The organism is Streptomyces durocortorensis (genome assembly GCF_016901035.1).
Classification (GTDB): Bacteria; Actinomycetota; Actinomycetes; order Streptomycetales; family Streptomycetaceae; genus Streptomyces; species Streptomyces durocortorensis.
The window spans coordinates 24,711-42,449 of record NZ_JAFEUF010000038.1; the positions used below are offsets into that span (position 1 = coordinate 24,711).

At 69.2% G+C, this 17,739-nt stretch carries 17 protein-coding genes; 11 read left to right on the forward strand and 6 right to left on the reverse strand.

Going from position 1 to position 17,739, the window contains the following annotated elements; all coding sequences use genetic code 11:
• Positions 1 to 8: 8 nt before the first annotated feature.
• The 5 genes from JS521_RS10705 to JS521_RS10725 form a co-directional block, all read right to left on the reverse strand.
• Complete coding sequence (locus JS521_RS10705; RefSeq protein WP_205082489.1) at positions 9 to 893, reverse strand: fumarylacetoacetate hydrolase family protein; 885 nt, start codon at positions 891 to 893, stop codon at positions 9 to 11.
• A 37-nt stretch (positions 894 to 930) separates the two neighbouring features.
• Positions 931 to 1,962 carry a cupin domain-containing protein gene (locus JS521_RS10710; protein WP_205082490.1) on the reverse strand — a complete coding sequence of 344 codons (1,032 nt, stop codon included), beginning with the start codon at positions 1,960 to 1,962 and terminating at the stop codon, positions 931 to 933.
• Positions 1,963 to 2,004: 42 nt separating this feature from the next.
• Positions 2,005 to 3,243: an FAD-dependent monooxygenase gene (locus JS521_RS10715; RefSeq protein WP_205082491.1), complete on the reverse strand. Its 1,239-nt coding sequence runs from the start codon at positions 3,241 to 3,243 to the stop codon at positions 2,005 to 2,007.
• 161 nt (positions 3,244 to 3,404) lie between these two features.
• Positions 3,405 to 5,870, reverse strand: coding sequence for a beta-glucosidase (locus JS521_RS10720; RefSeq protein WP_205082492.1), 2,466 nt, complete (start codon positions 5,868 to 5,870; stop codon positions 3,405 to 3,407).
• Positions 5,871 to 6,221: 351 nt separating this feature from the next.
• Positions 6,222 to 7,145, reverse strand: a complete 924-nt coding sequence (locus tag JS521_RS10725) for a LysR family transcriptional regulator (RefSeq protein WP_205082493.1) — start codon at positions 7,143 to 7,145, stop codon at positions 6,222 to 6,224.
• Positions 7,146 to 7,270: 125 nt separating this feature from the next.
• Here JS521_RS10725 and JS521_RS10730 point away from each other — a divergent pair, with 125 nt between their 5' ends.
• From JS521_RS10730 to JS521_RS10775, 10 genes are all read left to right on the forward strand, one after another.
• Complete coding sequence (locus tag JS521_RS10730; RefSeq protein WP_205082494.1) at positions 7,271 to 8,263, forward strand: fumarylacetoacetate hydrolase family protein; 993 nt, start codon at positions 7,271 to 7,273, stop codon at positions 8,261 to 8,263.
• Positions 8,260 to 9,222, forward strand: a complete 963-nt coding sequence (locus JS521_RS10735; protein WP_205082495.1) for a cyclase family protein — start codon at positions 8,260 to 8,262, stop codon at positions 9,220 to 9,222. Before JS521_RS10730 ends, JS521_RS10735 begins: the two co-directional genes overlap by 4 nt.
• Before the next feature lie 130 nt (positions 9,223 to 9,352).
• Positions 9,353 to 10,492 (forward strand): FAD-dependent oxidoreductase, encoded by a 1,140-nt coding sequence (locus JS521_RS10740; RefSeq protein WP_205082496.1) that lies wholly within the window; start codon positions 9,353 to 9,355, stop codon positions 10,490 to 10,492.
• Between the two features lie 26 nt (positions 10,493 to 10,518).
• Complete coding sequence (locus JS521_RS10745) at positions 10,519 to 11,529, forward strand: amidohydrolase family protein (RefSeq protein WP_205082497.1); 1,011 nt, start codon at positions 10,519 to 10,521, stop codon at positions 11,527 to 11,529.
• A gap of 23 nt (positions 11,530 to 11,552) precedes the next feature.
• Positions 11,553 to 12,491, forward strand: a complete 939-nt coding sequence (locus JS521_RS10750) for a VOC family protein (RefSeq protein WP_205082498.1) — start codon at positions 11,553 to 11,555, stop codon at positions 12,489 to 12,491.
• A 191-nt stretch (positions 12,492 to 12,682) separates the two neighbouring features.
• The gene (locus JS521_RS10755) at positions 12,683 to 13,654 is read left to right on the forward strand and encodes a fumarylacetoacetate hydrolase family protein (RefSeq protein ID WP_205082499.1); all 972 of its coding nucleotides are present in this window, start codon (positions 12,683 to 12,685) and stop codon (positions 13,652 to 13,654) included.
• On the forward strand, positions 13,651 to 14,394 hold the full coding sequence (locus JS521_RS10760; RefSeq protein ID WP_205082500.1) for an SDR family NAD(P)-dependent oxidoreductase: 744 nt from the start codon (positions 13,651 to 13,653) through the stop codon (positions 14,392 to 14,394). Before JS521_RS10755 ends, JS521_RS10760 begins: the two co-directional genes overlap by 4 nt.
• Positions 14,394 to 15,173 (forward strand): SDR family NAD(P)-dependent oxidoreductase, encoded by a 780-nt coding sequence (locus tag JS521_RS10765; protein WP_205082501.1) that lies wholly within the window; start codon positions 14,394 to 14,396, stop codon positions 15,171 to 15,173. Before JS521_RS10760 ends, JS521_RS10765 begins: the two co-directional genes overlap by 1 nt.
• A gap of 15 nt (positions 15,174 to 15,188) precedes the next feature.
• Positions 15,189 to 15,944, forward strand: a complete 756-nt coding sequence (locus JS521_RS10770) for a CoA transferase subunit A (RefSeq protein ID WP_205082502.1) — start codon at positions 15,189 to 15,191, stop codon at positions 15,942 to 15,944.
• Positions 15,944 to 16,594 (forward strand): CoA transferase subunit B, encoded by a 651-nt coding sequence (locus JS521_RS10775; RefSeq protein ID WP_205082503.1) that lies wholly within the window; start codon positions 15,944 to 15,946, stop codon positions 16,592 to 16,594. Before JS521_RS10770 ends, JS521_RS10775 begins: the two co-directional genes overlap by 1 nt.
• Before the next feature lie 273 nt (positions 16,595 to 16,867).
• Here JS521_RS10775 and JS521_RS10780 read toward each other — a convergent pair whose 3' ends face one another.
• Positions 16,868 to 17,290 carry a YjbQ family protein gene (locus JS521_RS10780; RefSeq protein WP_205082504.1) on the reverse strand — a complete coding sequence of 141 codons (423 nt, stop codon included), beginning with the start codon at positions 17,288 to 17,290 and terminating at the stop codon, positions 16,868 to 16,870.
• A 92-nt stretch (positions 17,291 to 17,382) separates the two neighbouring features.
• Here JS521_RS10780 and JS521_RS37500 point away from each other — a divergent pair, with 92 nt between their 5' ends.
• Positions 17,383 to 17,466 carry a putative leader peptide gene (locus JS521_RS37500; RefSeq protein ID WP_311307964.1) on the forward strand — a complete coding sequence of 28 codons (84 nt, stop codon included), beginning with the start codon at positions 17,383 to 17,385 and terminating at the stop codon, positions 17,464 to 17,466.
• The last annotated feature ends 273 nt before the right edge of the window (positions 17,467 to 17,739 follow it).

Below are 17,739 nucleotides of genomic sequence, written 5' to 3' on the forward strand. Positions count from 1 at the left end.
GACCGCGGTCAGTGGCGGTCGGCAGCGGGCACCGTGGCCCGTCGGCCGGGGCGCTGGTCGTAGGCGACGGCCCGGGTTGCGTCCACGCCGACTTCCAGGCGTCCGACGGTGTCGATGTCCACGACAACCCTGTCGCCGTGGTGGAGTGGTCCGACCCCCGCAGGGGTTCCGGTGGCGATGACGTCCCCGGGGTGCAGCGTCATCACGGAGCTGATGTAGGCCACGAGCTCGGGAACGCCGAAGATGAGGTCGCGTGTGTTGACCTTCTGCCGCGTGCTCTCGTTGACGTCGCAGCGCAGTTCGAGTGCGTCGGGATCGGGCACCTCGTCGGCCGTGACCACCCAGGGGCCCAGAGGGGTGAAGGTGTCGAACGACTTGCGGGTGGAACGGTCCTCGTCGGACCGTACGGTGATGTCCAGCAGGCAGGTGTAGCCGAAGACGTAGTGGAAGGCGTCCTCCGCGGAGACGTGGGAGGCGGTTCGGCCGATGACCACGCCCAGCTCGCCCTCCTGGTCCGTGCGCTTGTCGCTGTAGGGCAGCCGGATGTCCTCGCCGGGGCCGATCACCGAGGAGTTGGCCTTGAGGAAAACCCCGAGTTCGGCGATGGAGGTCGAATACTTCATCTCCGCTTTGTGGTCGAGGTAGTTCACGGGAGCCCCGATGATCTTTCCGGGTTGGGGCAGCGGTGCCCTGAGTGTCACCTCGGCGAGCGGCTTCCGGGCGCCGCTACCCAGGTCGAGGAGTGCGCCGCCCTGGGCCAGCCGGTCGATGTAGTGGTGGAGGGCGCCGGCGGGCCCGTGGGCCTGGGCAGAGGCGATTTGGGTGGTGAGGTCGAGGATGTCGCTTCCGATGACGGCGCCGAGGCGGCCGTCGTCGAACAGGGTGAGGCGCATAGGGGACTCCGGTTGGTTCGGCGGTACTGGTGCCCGGTCAGGCGTCGGCGGTTTCGCTGCGGTAGAGGCCGAGAGAGCGCATGACGGGCTCGTCGCTGTAGGAGAAGAGCACGGCGTCGTGGGACGTCGAGGTGTTGATGTGGCGGTAGGTGGACCAGCACGGTATGGCGAACGTGTCGTGCTCGGACCAGTCGAGGCGGACGCCGTCGACGACGGTGGCGCCCTCGCCTCGGACGACGCTGAAGATCGTGGAGGCGGTGTGGCGATGACCGGTGCCGTCGAACCCGGGCCGCAGTCGCTGGACGCGGCAGCCGATGGTCGGCATGACGGGGCCGCCGGTCCAGGGGTTGGTGTACTCCAGGACGACTCCGTCGACGGTGCTGCCTTCCGCGGTGTCGGCGATGGCGTCGAGTGCCCGGGCAGTCTCGGTCCAGGTGTAGCGGGTGATCGGCGAGTTGGGGCCCTCGGGGGTGATCCAGGTGGGGGTGAGGCGGCCGTGAAGGAACTGGCGGCTGCCGGTGTCGTCGGGTCGGGTCACCGGCTGGAGCCGTTCGGGGTACTGCTCGTAGAAGCCGGCTTCGAGCGCGTTGACGAGGGGATAGTCCAGTGCGTCGAGCCAGATCATCGGCGCGTCGCCCTTGTGGGTGTGGTCGTGCCAGTGCCAGCCGGGAGTGAGGAGAAGGTCGCCGGGGCTCATGTGAACGGGTTCGCCGTTGACCGTGGTGTAGGCACCTTCGCCCTCCAGGATGAAGCGAAAGGCGTTCGATGTATGGCGGTGGGCCTGGGCTGTCTCGCCGGGGAGGATGATCTGCAGGCCTGCGTAAAGGGTGTTCACGGTGGCGGGCGGATCGGTGAGGGCCGGGTTCACCAGCATGAGCACGCGGCGTTCGGCTTCATCGAGGGAGAGTGCCGTGGAGAAGTGCAGCAGGTGCGGCCTGAGCTGTTGCCAGCTCCAGACGTAGGGCACGGCCCTGCTGCGGGGCTCGGCCGGGAAGAGGTTGCCGTAGAAGCGCCACAGTGGTGCTGCGCCGATGTCTGCGAGGGCTTTGTACGCGGGGTCGTCCTTCATGGGTGAGGTTCCTTCCTTGGTTCCCGGGGCGTGGTGGGAGGCTCAGGCAGGGGCGTGGAGCCGCGGTGCGGCCGCCGCTGGCTCCGAGGTGGGGGTCCACACCCAGGCGATGTCGTCGAAGTCGTGCGGGTCCCGTCCTCCGAGGTGCAGGTTGCGCAGGGTGGCGCCCATTCCTTCGAGGTGGCAGATCTCCCCGAAGGAGCGGGCGTTGGTCTGAATGCGGGCGGCCCTGTCCCGGCGGGCGTTCCCGTAGGCCGTGAAGGCGGTGGCGGTGTCGTCGTGGTGGGCGAGAGCGCGTCCCAGAGTGACCGCGTCCTCCAGTGCCTGGCAGGCGCCTTGGGCGAGGTACTGGAGCATCGGGTGGGCCGCGTCGCCGAGCAGGGTGATGCGGCCGTGCGTCCAGGTGACGAGAGGGTCCCTGTCGTAGAGGGGCCAGCGGCGGTCGCGGCCGACGAGAGGAAGGGCGTCGCGAACGGTGCTGCAGGTGTCTGCGAAACGGTGTTCCAGTTCCGCTTCGGTTCCCCAGTCGTCGGAGTCGGGGGTGTAGTGGTCGCTCTCGAAGACGGCGACCTGGTTGTACAGCTCGCCCCTGCGGAGGGGGTACTGCACCAGGTGCATACGGGGGCCTGCCCAGACCATGACCGCCGAGGTGGCGGCGAGCTTCGACATCGGGCCCGTCATGCGGGCCGTGGGAATCGTGCCTCGGTACGCGACGTAGCGGGAGCAGATCGGGTCGCCGTCGCCGACCAGGGCCTGACGCAGCCGTGAGTGGAGGCCGTCGGCTGCGATGACGGCATCCGCCGTGAAGGCGGAGTGGTCGGGCTCGGCGAAGGCGAGGGTGACGCCGTTGGTGTCCTGCTGGGCGTCCGTGACCGTGTAGCCGGTGCGCAGCGTGAGCAGGTCGTCGTCGTGGCAGGCGTTGAGGAGCGCGGTGTGCAGGTCGGTGCGGTGGGTGACGAGATAGGGGTGGGTGAATCGGGCGCGGTAGGCCTCTCCGCGGAGGTCGAGGGTGGCGATCTCGTTCCCGGTCAGCGCGTCCATCATGGCCAGGCGGTGTGGAGCGACGGCGCTGTGCCGGACGGCCGGCAGGACGCCGAGTTCGTCGAGGGCGTGGGATGCGTTGGGGGCGAGCTGGAGACCGGCGCCGATCTCTCCGAACTGTGCGGCCTGTTCGAAGACCGTCACGGGCCGCCCGGCGCGGGCTGCTGCCAGGGCTGCTGCCAGTCCGCCGATGCCGCCGCCGATGACGGCTATGCGCTGTGCGGGGTGGGTTGTGGGCATGGGATCTCCTCGGAGATCGGGTGTGGGCGGATGGGGGGCGACACATCCAAATAATCAGTACACCAATGATTGATGCACTGACGACCATAGATGGGGATGCGGGGCGGGTCAATGGGAGGGGCGTATGCCCGGGGCGCCCTTGCGGCACCCCGGGCCGGTGCTCAGATGGTGAAGGCGCGCTGCACGGTGAGGTCTCGTGAAGAACGCCCTGCGAGAAGGAGGTACTGGCCGGGCAGGGTCTTGAAGGCTCCGGACGACCAGACGGCGAGGTCTCGCGCCGGAACAGTGAAGTCGAGGCGGGTGGAGGCTCCCTTGTCCAGCGTCACCTTGCGGAAGGCGACGAGTCGACGGGGGTCGCTCCCTGCCGCCGCCGGCAGGGCTGCGTAGAGCTGCACGACCTCGGTCCCCTGCCGTCCGCCGCTGTTGGTGACGGCGACGGAGGCTGTGACCTGCTGGGTGGATGCGCTGTAGGAAACTTCGAGTCCGCCGAGCGCGAAGGTCGTGTAGGACAGTCCGTGTCCGAACGGGAATCTCGGACTCTGGTTCTTGGCGTCGAAGAAGCGGTAGCCGACGGACGTACCCTCGGCGTATTCGACGCGTGCCCCCGTTCCCGGGTAGGTGGCGGGCGTGGTCCCGGGCCCTTGGGAGGCGTCGGCCGGGAAGGCGACGGGAAGACGGCCCGAGGGGTCGGAGTCCGCGTAGAGCACGGCGGCGAGCGCGGTACCCATACCGCGGCCTCCGTACCAGCTCTGGATCACGGCTTCGACGTCCGGCAGCCACGGCATGTCGACGGGGCCGTCGGTGTTGAGCACGACGATGGTCCGGGGGTTGGCCGCCGCGACGGCGCTGATCAACTGGTTCTGGTCTCCGGGGAGACCGAAAGCCGCGTGGTCCATCTCCTCGCCGGCCATCCGGTTCACGAACACGACCGCGGCGTCGGCTGCCCGGGCGGCGGCGACGGCGGCGGGAATCAGCGACTGCGGCTGCCAGCCGAGTGTGAGGCCGCAGTTGCCGGGCTCGGCGGTGCTGTTGGTGTATTCGATCCGGATTTCGGTCGGCTGTCCAGCGGTGAGCTGGACGGTTCCCTGGAGCGGATAGTCGTAGGGGCCGAGGAAGAAGCGCCGCATCCGCCGGGTGCCCGATATGACGGTGGTGCCGCCGACGGTCAGCTTGGCTGTGCCGGAGATCAGCAGGGAGAACCGGTGCAGCCCGGTGAAGGTCGGCGTGATCCGGCCGGTCCATCGGGCGGACCAGACGTCGGGCAGCGGGCTCTCGGGCGGGGTGGTGAAATCGAGCGTCGTACTGATTCCCGATGCCACGGGCGTTCCTGACGGCTGGGGACCCGCGTAGTAGGAACCGGCAAGGCCAGGTGTGCCGTCGTGGCTGAGGACGCTCGCGGGTACCACGGGCAGCGGTGTGTCTCCGAGGGTGCCCTGTGCGTGGGTGACGGTGGTCCCGGTGCCCGCACGCTCGCGAAGGGCGGTCAGTGGGGTGTCCCAGTCACCGGGATCCACGTAGGCGGAGCCTGCCACTCCCGTCAGGGCGTCACTGCCCGCCGGGCCGATCACGGCAACGTTCGCGAGGGGTGCCGTGAGGGGCAGGGCGCTGTTGCGGTTGGTGAGCAACACCGTCGCGCCGACGGCGGCTTCGTGGGCGAGGCGTCGGTGTTCGGGGGTGCTGACGTTCTGGGCTGGCGGGGGGACGGGGTGGTCGAGCAGGCCGGAGGCGACCATGCTGGTGAGAATCCTACGGGCGGCGTCGTCGAGGCGGCTGTCCGGGATGCTCCCGTCGGTCAGTCCTCCCTCCGGTACTTTGACGGCTCCGGGGCCGAGGCCGGCGAGGTCCATGCCGGATCGGGCCGCGGCGATGGGGTCGTCCCCGGCCCAGAAGTCCGGCACGGTGTAGCCCTTGAGGCCGAGGACGTTCTTGACGTCGTCGAAAAGCGCGGGGCTCTGGGTGGCGAAGGTCCCGTTGATCTTCGGATAGGCCATCATCACCGAGATGTTCGGGGCAGCCGCGACGATACGTCGGAACGGCTCCTCGTAGATCTCGCGAAGGGCGCGCTCCGACACCCTCACATCGCCGAAGAATCGGTCGACTTCCTGGGTGTAGGCGGCGAAGTGCTTCACCGTGGGCAGCACGTACTGCTGCGGCATCTGCTGGGCGATGCGAGTGGCGATGGCTCCGGCGAGCAGGGGGTCCTCGCCGAGGGTCTCGGCCTGGCGGCCGAAGTGCCAGGTGCGATGGACGTCCGCGGTGGGGCCGAGTGCGTTGTTGAATCCCTTGGCGCGGGCTTCGGTGGCGATGGCGGTGCCCAGCCGGGCGGCGAGGTCGGTGTCGAAGGTGGCGGCCTGGGCGATCGGCACCGGGAAGGCGGTCACTCCCGTTTCGCCACGCAGGCCGGCCGGGGCGTCGACCATGGTGAGCGCGGGAATGCCCAGTGAGCTCAGGGCTGCGAAGTCGCACCGGATGAGTGCTTCTTTCTGGGCAGGTGTCATCGAGGCGAGGATCTCCTCGACGCGGGACTCCGCGCCGGCGTTCGGCGGGCGGCTGTGCGCGAGGGACGCGGCCGGGCCCATGACGAGCGCGGTGGCTGCGGCTGCGGACAGGAAGGTGCGGCGATTCATGGCGGCTCCAGGGTGAATCGGGCAGCTGCGGCTCGCGGGGCGGCCCCGGTCGTTCCGGGGGTGGGGGTGCCTTCCGCAGGCCGTTCGGTGGGGGCGTGATCGTGCGGCGGAGCGCGTATCGGCTCCGGAAGCCCGGAAGTCGGGCGCACACGGGGCAGGTTGGCCCGGGCGTGTGGGTACGACCGGGCGTGGTGCCCTGGGCAACCGTGCGGCATGTCCACGGCAGGGCGGAAGACGTCGTTCCATCGAAGGGTGTGATGCGGGCCATTGGCCGCGTCGATACCGGCTGACGGCAGGCCTCTCCCAGGGGAGGGAACGCAGCCGGTTCGTTTCGCGCGGCGTACGGGCGGGTCAGTCCTGCATCGACGACACGTCGCGCATGCCGGCGGCGACGCGCAGGGCCGTTTCCCTGAGCCAGGCGTGGGGGGCGTCATGGGCATGAACCGGGTGCCACCACAGGGCCTGCCTCAGAGGTACGGCCTCGTAGGGCGGGTCGAGGACCCGGACTGCGGCCGAGCCGCTGAGCAGCCGGGCCAGGCGCCGTTGCAGGAGAGCCACGCGGCGGGTGCCCTCGACCAGGAAAGGCAGGCTGAGGAAGCTGTCGGCGGATACCTCGACGCGGGGTTCGATGCCGAGCATGCCGAGCTGGCGTACGGCTGGGGCGTCGTAGGTGCGCTGGTAGGTGACCCAGGGGAGGCGAGCGAGATCTTCCCGGCTCAGGCTGTCGCCCACCTCCCGATTGTTCGCGGCGACGAGGAAGACCCACTCGTCGTCGTACAGGTCGTTGTACGACATACCGCTGACGACGCCGTGCGGCATCAGGAGGCCGTCGGTGGTGCTCAGCAGTGTCGCCGTGTCGTCGACAACGGTGATGGGAGTCCGGACGAAGCGCAGCGTGACGCCCGGGGCTTCCTCGTGGACAGCACGGGCGAGCGCCGCTCCGAAGACGGCGACGGCGTAGTCCGACGCGATGAGGGTGAACTCACGCGACTCGGTCCGCGGGTCGAAGTCGGCCTGGCTGGTGAAGAGTCTCTCCAGCAGGTCGCAGGCTGCGGACGTCCGATCCAACAGCACCTGTCCGAGCGCGGTGAGTTCGTATTGGCCACCCACCCTGGCGAGCAGTTCGTCGTCGAAGTGACGGCGCAGCCTGGCGAGGGAGGCGCTCATGGCGGGCTGGCTCAGCCCCATGCGCCGACCCGCGCGGGTGACGTTGCGTTCCTCCAGCAGTGCCCGGAGGGCGACGACGAGATTGAGGTCCAGACTCGCGAGGTTCATGTCGCCCCCCGCAGCCGTCTACCACCGAGCATAAACACCATGGATGATCCCTATCCATACAATCGATTTCCCTGATTGCGCGGGCGGGTCCAGATTAGTCCTACCGCAACCAGGAGGACACGTCCGTGAAACCCGCCGCCACAACTCCGCTCTTCGCAGGCCCCTTCGCCCTCGCGACGCTCTCCGAGCCTGCGAGCCCCGCCTTTCCCGCGCTCGTTCTCCCTCAGGGCAGTGCGCTGGACCTGCGGGCCGTCTTCGCCGAGCCCACGCTGACGATCCGTTCCCTGCTGGAGAGCTGGGCCGCTGCTCTCCCCCGGCTGCAGGCCCTCGCCGAGGACGGTGACCAGGCTTGGCAGACTCTGGAGGGACTGCGCGTTCATCCCCCCGTGGAGCCGCGTCAGGTCTTCCAGTCCGGCGCGAACTACCGGCAGCACGTGATCGACCTGCACGTGGCACACCGGGCCCCGGACGACGCCCTCTCGCCCGAGGAGGCCCGGGCCGAGGCCGCGGCCCTCATGGACCAGCGCGCCGCCAACGACCTCCCCTACGTCTTCCTCGGTCTCCCGAGTTCGATCACCGGCCCCTTCGACGACGTGACTCTGCCCTACTCGGTCGAGAAACCCGACTGGGAACTGGAGTTGGCCGCCGTGATCTCGCGACCGGCCTACCGCGTGACGATCGAGGAGGCCGCTGATCACATTGCCGGATACACCATCGCCAACGACCTCACCGACCGGGCGACCGTCTTCCGCCGGGACATGCCACAGATCGGAACCGACTGGCTCGCGTCCAAGAACGCCCCGGGCTTCACCCCGCTCGGGCCCTGGATCGTGCCTGCGGGCTCGCTCCCGAACCCGGATGATCTGCAGGTCACCCTGAAGCTCAACGGTGACGTCATGCAGGACGAGTCGACGAAGGACATGATCTTCTCCGTCGCCCGCATGGTGTCCTACGCATCTCAGTACGCCCGTCTGCTGCCCGGCGACGTGGTCCTGACCGGAAGCCCGGCCGGCAACGGCATGCACTGGGGCCGTCTGCTGCGCGACGGCGACCTGATGGAGGGCTCCATCACCGGTCTGGGCACCCAGCGCACCCGATGTGTGGCGGAATCGTCATGACCCTCGACCGACACGCGCCCGAGGCCGAGATCGCCAAGGCCGTCGGGGCCTTTTCCAACTGGGGCCGGTGGGGCGAGCACGATGTACTCGGAACGCTCAATTTCCTGGACGAGGCCAAGCGCCGTCAAGGAGCGGGACTCATCCGACGCGGAGCGAGTTTTTCCCTGTCCCAGTCGTTCGACATGGACGGGCCTCAGAGGGGCTGGCGGCGCCGGACCAACCCGGTCCACACCATGCTCGACACCGGCGTCGAGGCGTCCCTCGGAATCCAGGGCTTCCCGCACGGACTGGGCGGTGCGGACGACGTCATCGCGATGCCGTTGCAGTGTTCCACCCAATGGGACGGGCTCGGTCACATCTTCGACCACGGCAAGGCGTGGAACGGGCGCTCGGCGGCCGAGGTGGTGACCTCGGCCGGTGATCAGGTGACCGGCATCGAGCACATGGCCGCGCAGGTGGCCGGACGGGGGGTGCTGCTCGATGTGGGCCGTCACCTGGGCGAGGGGGGTGAGTTGCCCGACGGTTTCGCCATCACCGAGGAACACCTTCGCAGCACCGCTGCGGCCCAGAACGTCCTGGTGGGCCGCGGCGACATCGTCACCGTCCGCACCGGCCAGCTCGCCAGGGCCCGCCGCGAAGGGTGGGGCGAATACGCCGGAGGACCCGCCCCCGGACTCTCCTTCACCTCAGCGGGCTGGCTGCACGGCACGGAGATCGCCGCCGTCGCGACGGACACCTGGGGGTTCGAGGTGCGGCCGAACGAGTTCGAGCATGCCTTCCAGCCACTGCACCAGGTCGCGATCCCGCACATCGGGCTGCTGATCGGTGAGATGTGGGACCTGGACGCCCTCGCCGAGGACTGCGTGGCCGATGGCGTGTACGAGTTCTGGCTGACCGCCGCGCCGCTGCCCATCACCGGAGCCGTCGGCTCACCCGTCAATCCCGTGGCCGTCAAGTAGCCACCCCGGAACCGAGAGGCCGCACAGGGACAGCGGCGGCCACTCGGGCTTTCCCAGCGGCATCTGCCGCACATCCGCATACGTCACCGCCGACGCCGAGCCGCGCGGCCTTCTCGGGAGGAACCCCGACATGACCGATGCAGTGCCCACCCGTTCCGTCCTCGTCATCGGCGGAGGAGCCTCGGGCAACGCCGTCGCCATCCTGCTACGGCGAGCTGGCATCTCCGTGGACCTGATCGAAGCGAAGGAAGACTGGAACGCCGCCGCCGGCTCCGGGATCACCCTCGGCGGCAACGCGCTGCGGGTCCTGCGTGAACTCGGGGTGTGGAAGCAGGTCGAGGAGTCCGGTTACGCATTCAGCGAGGTCGGTATCACGGCCGTGGACGGAACGGTCCTCCATGTCGCACCGGACCTGCGCGCGGGCGGCGACGACCTGCCGGCAACGGTCGGGATGCAACGCCCCAAGCTGCAGCAGATCCTCATCGAGGCCGTCCGCGCAAGCGGCACCACCGTTCGCCTCGGGACCACGGCGGACAGCCTGGAACAGGACGCCGACGGCGTGCTCGTCCGTTTCAGCGACGGCAGCAGCAACAGGTACGACCTGGTCGTCGCCGCCGACGGACTGAACTCCGCAACCCGCGCGGCCATCGGCATCACGGACAGACCCGAACCCACGGGCATGGCGATCTGGAGAGTCGCCGTTCCCAGGCCCGACAGCGTCACGCGGACCGACCTCGCCTACGGAGGGCCTGCGTTCATCGCCGGCTACTGCCCGACGTCCGACACCACCCTCTACGCCTACGTCGTCGAGAAGAACCGGGACCGCGCGTCGATCGCCCCGGAGACGTACGCCGACGAGATGCGCGGACTCACCTCGGGTTACGGCGGGGCCTGGCCTGCGATCAGCGCCCACATCACCGAGACCTCGACCATCAACTACACCTGGTTCGACCGGATGCTGGTCGAGGGCTCGTGGCACCGCGGAAGGGTCGTACTCGTCGGCGACGCCGCGCACTGCTGTCCGCCCACCATCGCCCAGGGCGCCGCCATGTCCCTTGAGGACGCGCTCGTTCTGGCTGAGCTGCTGACGGGCGGCGATGTCTGGGACGACGACCTGCTCCAGGGCTACTACGAGCGCCGCATGCCGCGGGTGCGTTCCGTGGTCGAGGCGTCGGTGCAGATCGGCCGGTGGCAGCTCGACGGTGTCCACGACGCCGACATTCCCGGCCTCATGGGCCGGACCATGAACATGCTGAAGGAACTGCCGTGAACGTCTCTCGACCACCGGTCCCCGACGTGAACACCGACCCTGCGTGCCCCACCGTCGACGTCCACGCCCATCTGCTGCTGCCCGAGGTCGAGGCTCTGGTTGCCGACGCCCCCGCGCTGGCCGAGGCGCGCGCACTCGACGCGCGCCGGAACGGGCCGCAGGCCATCGCGGTGAACGGCCCGATGATCGCCTCGCGTATCGGACGTCTCACGGATGTCGATACCCGTATCGCGGCCATGAACAGTCAGGGGGTGGACGTCCAGGTCGTATCCCCCTCCCCCTCGCACTATCACTACTGGGCCGATCGACAGACAGCCACGAAGGTGTTCGAGACGGCGAACGAGGCGACCGCCGCGCACTGCGCCGGTGCCCCCGAGCGTCTGCGCGGGCTGGGCCTCGTGCCGCTGCAACATCCCGACCTGTGCGCGGATGCCCTTGAGCACGCCTTGGGCCGTGGGCTTCTCGGGGTGGAGATCTCCAGTCACGCGCCGGGCCGGGAACTCTCCGATGCCGCCTACGAACCCTTGTGGGAGCGCGCGGAGCAGACGGGCGCGGTCATCTTCCTGCATCCGTTCGGGTGCACGCTCGACGCGCGGCTGGACCAGTGGTACCTGTCGAACACGGTGGGGCAGCCGGTCGAGAACGCCGTCGCGCTCTCGCACCTGATCTTCTCCGGCGTGCTCGACCGCCATCCGGAGTTGAAGATCGTCGCTGCCCACGGCGGCGGGTATCTGCCCACCTACATCGGCCGGTCCGACCATGCCTGGTCCACGCGTTCCGACGCGGGTGCCTCCTGCGCCCACCTGCCCAGCAGTTATCTGCGGCGGATCTGGTTCGACTCCTTGGTCCACGACCCGCACGTGCTGCGGGAACTGGTCCGCGTGGCTGGACCCGACCGCGTCCTGCTCGGATCCGACTTTCCGTTCGACATGGGCAGGGAGGACCCCGTAGCGGCGCTGCACTCGGCCCGCCTCCCGGAGAGCCAGTTCCACGCCGTGCGTGGTGCCAACGCCGCTGCCCTGTTGCGCCTGACCTGACACCTCAACGAGGAGGAACCATCATGAGCGCCCGTCTGCTCACCCATCTTCGACACGTCGACCTGGCCGTGCCCGACTACGACAAACAGCTCGACTTCTACTCCGGTGTCTGGGGCCTCAGCAAGGTGGCCGAGGACTCGGGAATCTCCTTCCTCGCCGCGGAAGGCAGCCCCGAGCAGTACGTCGTACGGCTTCGCAAGGCCGACGAGAAGCGCCTGGACCTGGTCTCCTACGGAGCCGCGACGGCAGCTGACGTGGACACCCTCGCCGAGCGGCTTCTGGCCGGCGGGGTCGAACTCCTGAGCCGGCCCGGCAGCGTGGACACCCCCGGAGGGGGCTACGGCTTCAGGTTCTTCGACGTCGACGGTCGCACCATCGAGGTCTCCGCCGAGGTCGGCGTGCGGCGCCACCGCAAGATCGAGGAGAAGGAGGCCATCCCGGTCAAGCTCTCCCACGTCGTCCTCAACTCCCCCGACCTCGAGCGCACCCGGCGCTGGTACGAGCAGCACCTCGGATTCCGCCTCTCCGACAGCCTCAGCTCGCCGCACATGGGCGAGGTCATGCACTTCATGCGGATCAGCAGCCAGCACCACTCGATGGCTCTCGCCAAGGGGCCCCACACGTCTCTGCACCACATCTCCTTCGAGATGCGCGGCATCGACGAGTACATGCGCGGCTCCGGACGGGTGATCCGCGCCGGGTTCACGAAGATCTGGGGCCCGGGCCGGCACATGGCGGGCGACAACACGTTCACCTATTTCCTCGACCCGCACGGCAACACCGTCGAGTACACGACCGAGCTGGAGGACCTCGACGAGGACACCTGGCATCCCCACGTCTACGACTTCTCCGATCCGGAGGTCACCGACCAGTGGGGCACGGCGAACGCGATGAACGAGCTCGTCGCCAAGGAGTCCTTCAACGACCCCGACCACGGCTGCTTCGTCGCCCCGCCGGTCTAGCAACCAGCAGACCCGCCGGATCTTCGGGAACGCGGCAGGCGGTGTCCCGCCCTGACTCCTGCCGTCGCGTTTCCGGCCTCCGGTCCACGAGGCCGAAGTCGCCCGGAGAACACCGTCAACGGGCCACCGCTCCGACCCGGGGCAGCCCGGCTCGTGCCCGTATCTCCCTCTCCTCATCTTGGAGCCGCATCATGCGCTTCGCGTCTTTCGAGTACCGGCACACCAGCCGGGTCGCCGTCGTGGAAGACGACGAGACACTCCTTCCCCTGCCCGGCGTCACGTCCCTGGCTGACCTCATCCGCGAGACGGACGGGCTCGCCGGCCTTCTCGCCGCGGGCGCCGCGGCACTGGACGTACCGCCGGGGCCTCATGTCTCCCAGGTGCGGCTTCTGCCGCCTCTGCAGCCCGTGTCCGTAAGGGACTTCGTGACGTTCGAGGAGCATGTCGAAGGTGTGCGCCGGTCCGTGAGCGGCGAGTCCGGCGTACCGGAGCAGTGGTACGAGGCGCCCACCTTCTACTTCGCCAACCCGCATGCGATCCATGGTCCCGCCGACGACGTCCCGATGCCGCCCGGCTCCCGTGTGCTCGACTTCGAACTCGAAGTGGCGGCGGTCATCGGCCGGGACGGCCGCGACCTCACCCCCGAGCGGGCACGGGATCACATCGTCGGCTACACGGTCTTCAACGACTGGTCCGCGCGGGACCTGCAGTCGGCCGAGATGCGCGTCGGGCTCGGACCGTGCAAGGGCAAGGACACCGCCACCACTCTCGGCCCCTACCTGGTGACCGCCGACGAGCTGGAGCCCTACCGCGACAGCGACGGGTTCCTGCGCCTGGCTCTGACCGCCGAGGTCAACGGCGAGCAGGTCGGCAGTGACCTGCTGTCCAATATGAGCTGGACCTTCGAGGAGATGGCCGCCTATGCCTCCCGCGGTACCCGGGTTCTCGCCGGTGACGTTCTCGGATCGGGCACCTGCGGCAACGGCGGCTGTCTGGCCGAGCTCTGGGGCCGCCGAGGTGAGCAGACTCCCCCGCCGCTGAAGCCGGGCGACATCGTCACCCTGGGCGTCGAGGGAATCGGTTCGCTGACCACACGGGTGGTTCCCGGAGTCGATCCTGTACCGCTGCCCCAGGGGCGACGCCGGAAGAGGGAACGGCCGTGAACGGCAGACGGCTGGCGGACAAGGTCATCGTCGTCACGGGCGCCGCGCGAGGCCAGGGCGCCGCCGAGGCGGCGGCTCTGGGCCATGAAGGTGCCACGGTCATCGCCACTGATGTGAGCGGCGGGGACGGCGTACGCCGCCTCGACGTGACGCGCGCCGAGGACTGGACCGGACTCGCAGGCGAACTGCGGGAGCGGTTCGGCGCGGTGCACGGGCTGGTCAACAACGCCGGCATCACCTGGCGTGCCCGGCTGGGCGAGGTCGACCCGAACGACATGGCCCGCGTACAGGCGGTCAACGTCCACGGCCCGCTTCTGGGCATCCAGCACCTGGCACCGTTGATGCCTCCGGGCTCGTCGGTCGTGAACGTCGGCTCCTCCGCCGCCCTGACCGCCCACTATCCGGTGGCCTATACGACAAGCAAATGGGCGCTGCGCGGTCTGTCGAAGACCGCCGCGATGGAGCTGGGGCCGCGGGGGATCCGGGTGAACACCGTTCATCCCGGGTTCATCGAGACGGAGATGACGGCCTCGGCCGCCCCGGCGTTCCGGGAGGCGAACATCCGCGAGACGCCTCTGGGGCGTGTGGGGGCCGTGGGCGAGGTCACGCCGCTGGTGGTGTTCCTGCTGTCCGACGAGTCGTCATTCATCACCGGAGCCGAGATCCCGGTCGATGGCGGGCTCACCTCGCACGGCGGGGTGAAGTCGGTGTCCGACACCCTGCTCGCCGAGACCGCATGATGAGGCGGTTGGAGGGAAAGGTCGCGCTGGTCTCCGGGACCGCTCGGGGGCTGGGCCGGGCCACAGCCCTGATGTTCGCCGCGGAAGGCGCCCTTGTCGTGGTCGGCGACCTCCTGCACGACGAGGCCGTCGAGACACAGCGGCAGATCGCCCGGGACGGCGGCACTGCTCTCACCCCAGGCCCCCTGGACGTCACCTCCCCCGAATCCGTCGCAGCATGGGTGGAGGAGGCGGCCGCCGCATTCGGAGGCGTCGACATCGTGCTCGTCAATGCCGGATCGGTGTGGTTCGGGCCCCTCGCCGATCAGTCCTACGACGACGGCCCGGCAACCGTGCGAGCAGAGCTCGACTCAGTGAGGCTGACCGCCCGGGCGGCCTGGCAGCACCTGGTCAGAAGCCGCGGTTGCATCATCACTGTCGACTCGGCCGCAGGGCTCACGGACTCGATGGCTACCCACCGAACCACGCACTCTGCGGCCAAGGGCGAGGTGGCCGCCCTGACCCGCCGGCTCGCGGCCGAGGGAGCAGAGTTGGGCATCCGAGCCAACTGTGTCAGCCCCGTCCTGATCGGCTCCGACAGGTCCCGCAGCCACCTTCCTTCCGAGGCCTTCCGGCTACACGACACCACGTGGCACCTTCCTCTCGGCCGCCTGGGGCTCCCCCAGGACGTCGCTGCCGCAGCGGTCTTCCTCGCATCCGAGGATGCCTCCAACATCTCCGGGACCAACCTCGTCGTCGATGGCGCATGGTCCCCCGTACTACCGGGCTCACCCGCCTGAAAGGAGCACACGCTCGTGGACAAAGTCATCCGTACCGCGGGGGAAGCCGTCTCCGACATCCCTCACGACGCATCCCTGGCCGTGGGCGGCTTCGGCCTCAGCGGCATCCCCGAAACCCTGATCCGCGCCTTGCACGCCCAGGGCGCGGCCGGCCTCACGGTCGTCTCCAACAACTGCGGGGTCGAAGGCCAGGGCCTGGGGGTGCTTCTCACCGCGGGGCGCATCGGCCGCGTCACCGGCTCCTACGTGGGTGAGAATAAGGAGTTCGCTCGCCAGTACCTCAGCGGTGAGCTCGAGGTCGAGCTCGTCCCGCAGGGAACCCTGGCAGAACGGCTGAGGGCAGGCGGCTGCGGCATCCCCGCCTTCTACACCCCGGCAGGCGTGGGCACCCAGGTCGCTGACGGAGGACTGCCCTGGCGGTACGCCGCCGACGGAGGTGTCGCGGTCGCCTCCCCCGCCAAGGAGACACGTTCCTACGACGGGCAGACGCACGTCCTGGAGCACGGCATCACCACCGACTTCGCACTGGTGCGGGCCTATCGCGGCGACCGGCACGGCAACCTGGTCTTCCGCCGCGCCTCGGCCAACTTCAACCCCCTGGCCGCCATGGCCGGGCGGACCACGATCGCCGAGGTCGAGGAACTCGTCGAGCCGGGCGACCTCGACCCGGACCAGATACACCTTCCCGGTGTCTTCGTCCAGCGCATCGTGCCCCTCACCCCCGCCCAGGCGGCCGACAAACAGATCGAGAAGAGGACGGTGCGCAACTGATGCCCTGGAACCGCAACCAGATGGCCGCGCGGGCAGCCACCGAGCTGGCCGACGGCACGTACGTGAACCTCGGCATCGGACTGCCCACCCTGATCCCCGATCACCTGCCGCCCGGCCTCCACGTCACCTTGCACTCCGAGAACGGGATCCTGGGGACCGGGCCCTACCCTGTCGAGGACGAGGTCGACCCCGACCTGATCAACGCCGGCAAGGAGACCGTGACCGTCCTCCCCGGTGCGTCGTTCTTCGACTCGGCCCTCTCGTTCGGGATGATTCGCGGCGGTCACATCGACACCGCTGTCCTGGGAGCCATGCAGGTATCGGCCCGCGGGGACCTGGCCAACTGGATGATCCCCGGCAAGATGGTCAAGGGAATGGGCGGCGCGATGGATCTCGTGCACGGCGCCCGGCGCGTCATCGTCCTGATGGAACACACGGCCCGGTACGGCACCCCGAAGATCGTCGCCGACTGCACACTTCCCCTCACCGGCGAGCAATGCGTCGACCGCATCATCACCGACCTGGGCGTGCTCGACGTCACCGACAACGGCCTGGCCCTGGTGGAGACCGCACCAGGAGTCAGCGTCGAGGACATCACCCGGCTGACCGCGTCTCCCCTTCGCACCGAGCATCCATTCGCCGCCTGTTGACCTAGTACAGCCTTGCCCGGCACGGGCTTGACCCTGGCACGCTGGAGGTCTGCCGCGCAGAGAGCCTGATGCAGGCTCATCAGCGACGAGGTGGGGCTTCCCTCGCGCCAGGCCTGGACGAAAGATGCGGCGAAACAAGCCGCTTCGCCGTGTTGTTGCAGGCGTCCCCCCGAGGGATGCCCACCCCGAGGCAGGCAGCGCCTGGGCCGCTCGGTCTGTCCCTCTCGATTGGTGAGGCCGGGAAACACCCCTACAGTCGTCACCTCTTGGGGCCTACCCGAGAAACGTCAGACGCACCTGGCGGCTTGCATTGTCGCGATTTGTATCCACCAGGCAGACCGACTGCCAGGTCCCCAGCTCCAGTCGGCCACCGATCACCGGCAGGGTGGCGTGGGGCGGGACCAGGGCTGGGAGCACGTGGTCACGGCCGTGGCCGGGGCTGCCGTGGCGGTGCTGCCAGCGGTCGTCGGCGGGGAGCAGGTGGTGGACGGCGGCCAGGAGGTCGTCGTCGCTGCCCGCCCCGGTCTCCAGTACGGCGATGCCGGCCGTGGCGTGGGGGACGAAGACGTTGAGCAGGCCGTCGCGGCCGGGGGCGGTGCGGGTGAGGAACTCCTCGCAGGCGCGCGTCAGGTCCGTGACGGTCTCGGCCGTACCCGTGGTGATGTTCAGTACCGTGGTGGTGAAGGAATCGGACATGCCTCCATCATCACCGCACAGCGGTGAGATGACGCGTCCACGCTCCGAGACGACATTGACCGTGTCCCGACCGGGTGGCTACGTTCAGCGCCATGTTCCGATCAGCTCTGCTCACTTCGCGCGGTCACATCGACCTGCTGCGAGTGGCTTCCGCCGCGTGTTGTCGCGGCTGCTGACGTTCTCTCAGCGACTTCCGGGCCGTTTCCGGCCGTACGGCTGTTCCTGCGCCTGGACCTGGGCCTGCGGTAGCCGCGTTCTTCACGGTTCTCCGTCGCTCGTCCTGCCGTAGTCGCGTCCGGCTCCGTGCCACCCCGCGCCCACTGAGCGCGCCCGCCCCTCCTGCTCCTCTCGTTCTTCCGCCCTCCTCGCCCCTGCCGTCCCTCGGTCGGTCCCGGCTTCGTGGGTACGGGGGTGCTCCGGCGTGCCCGTGGCCGTGCCCCCTCCTGCCC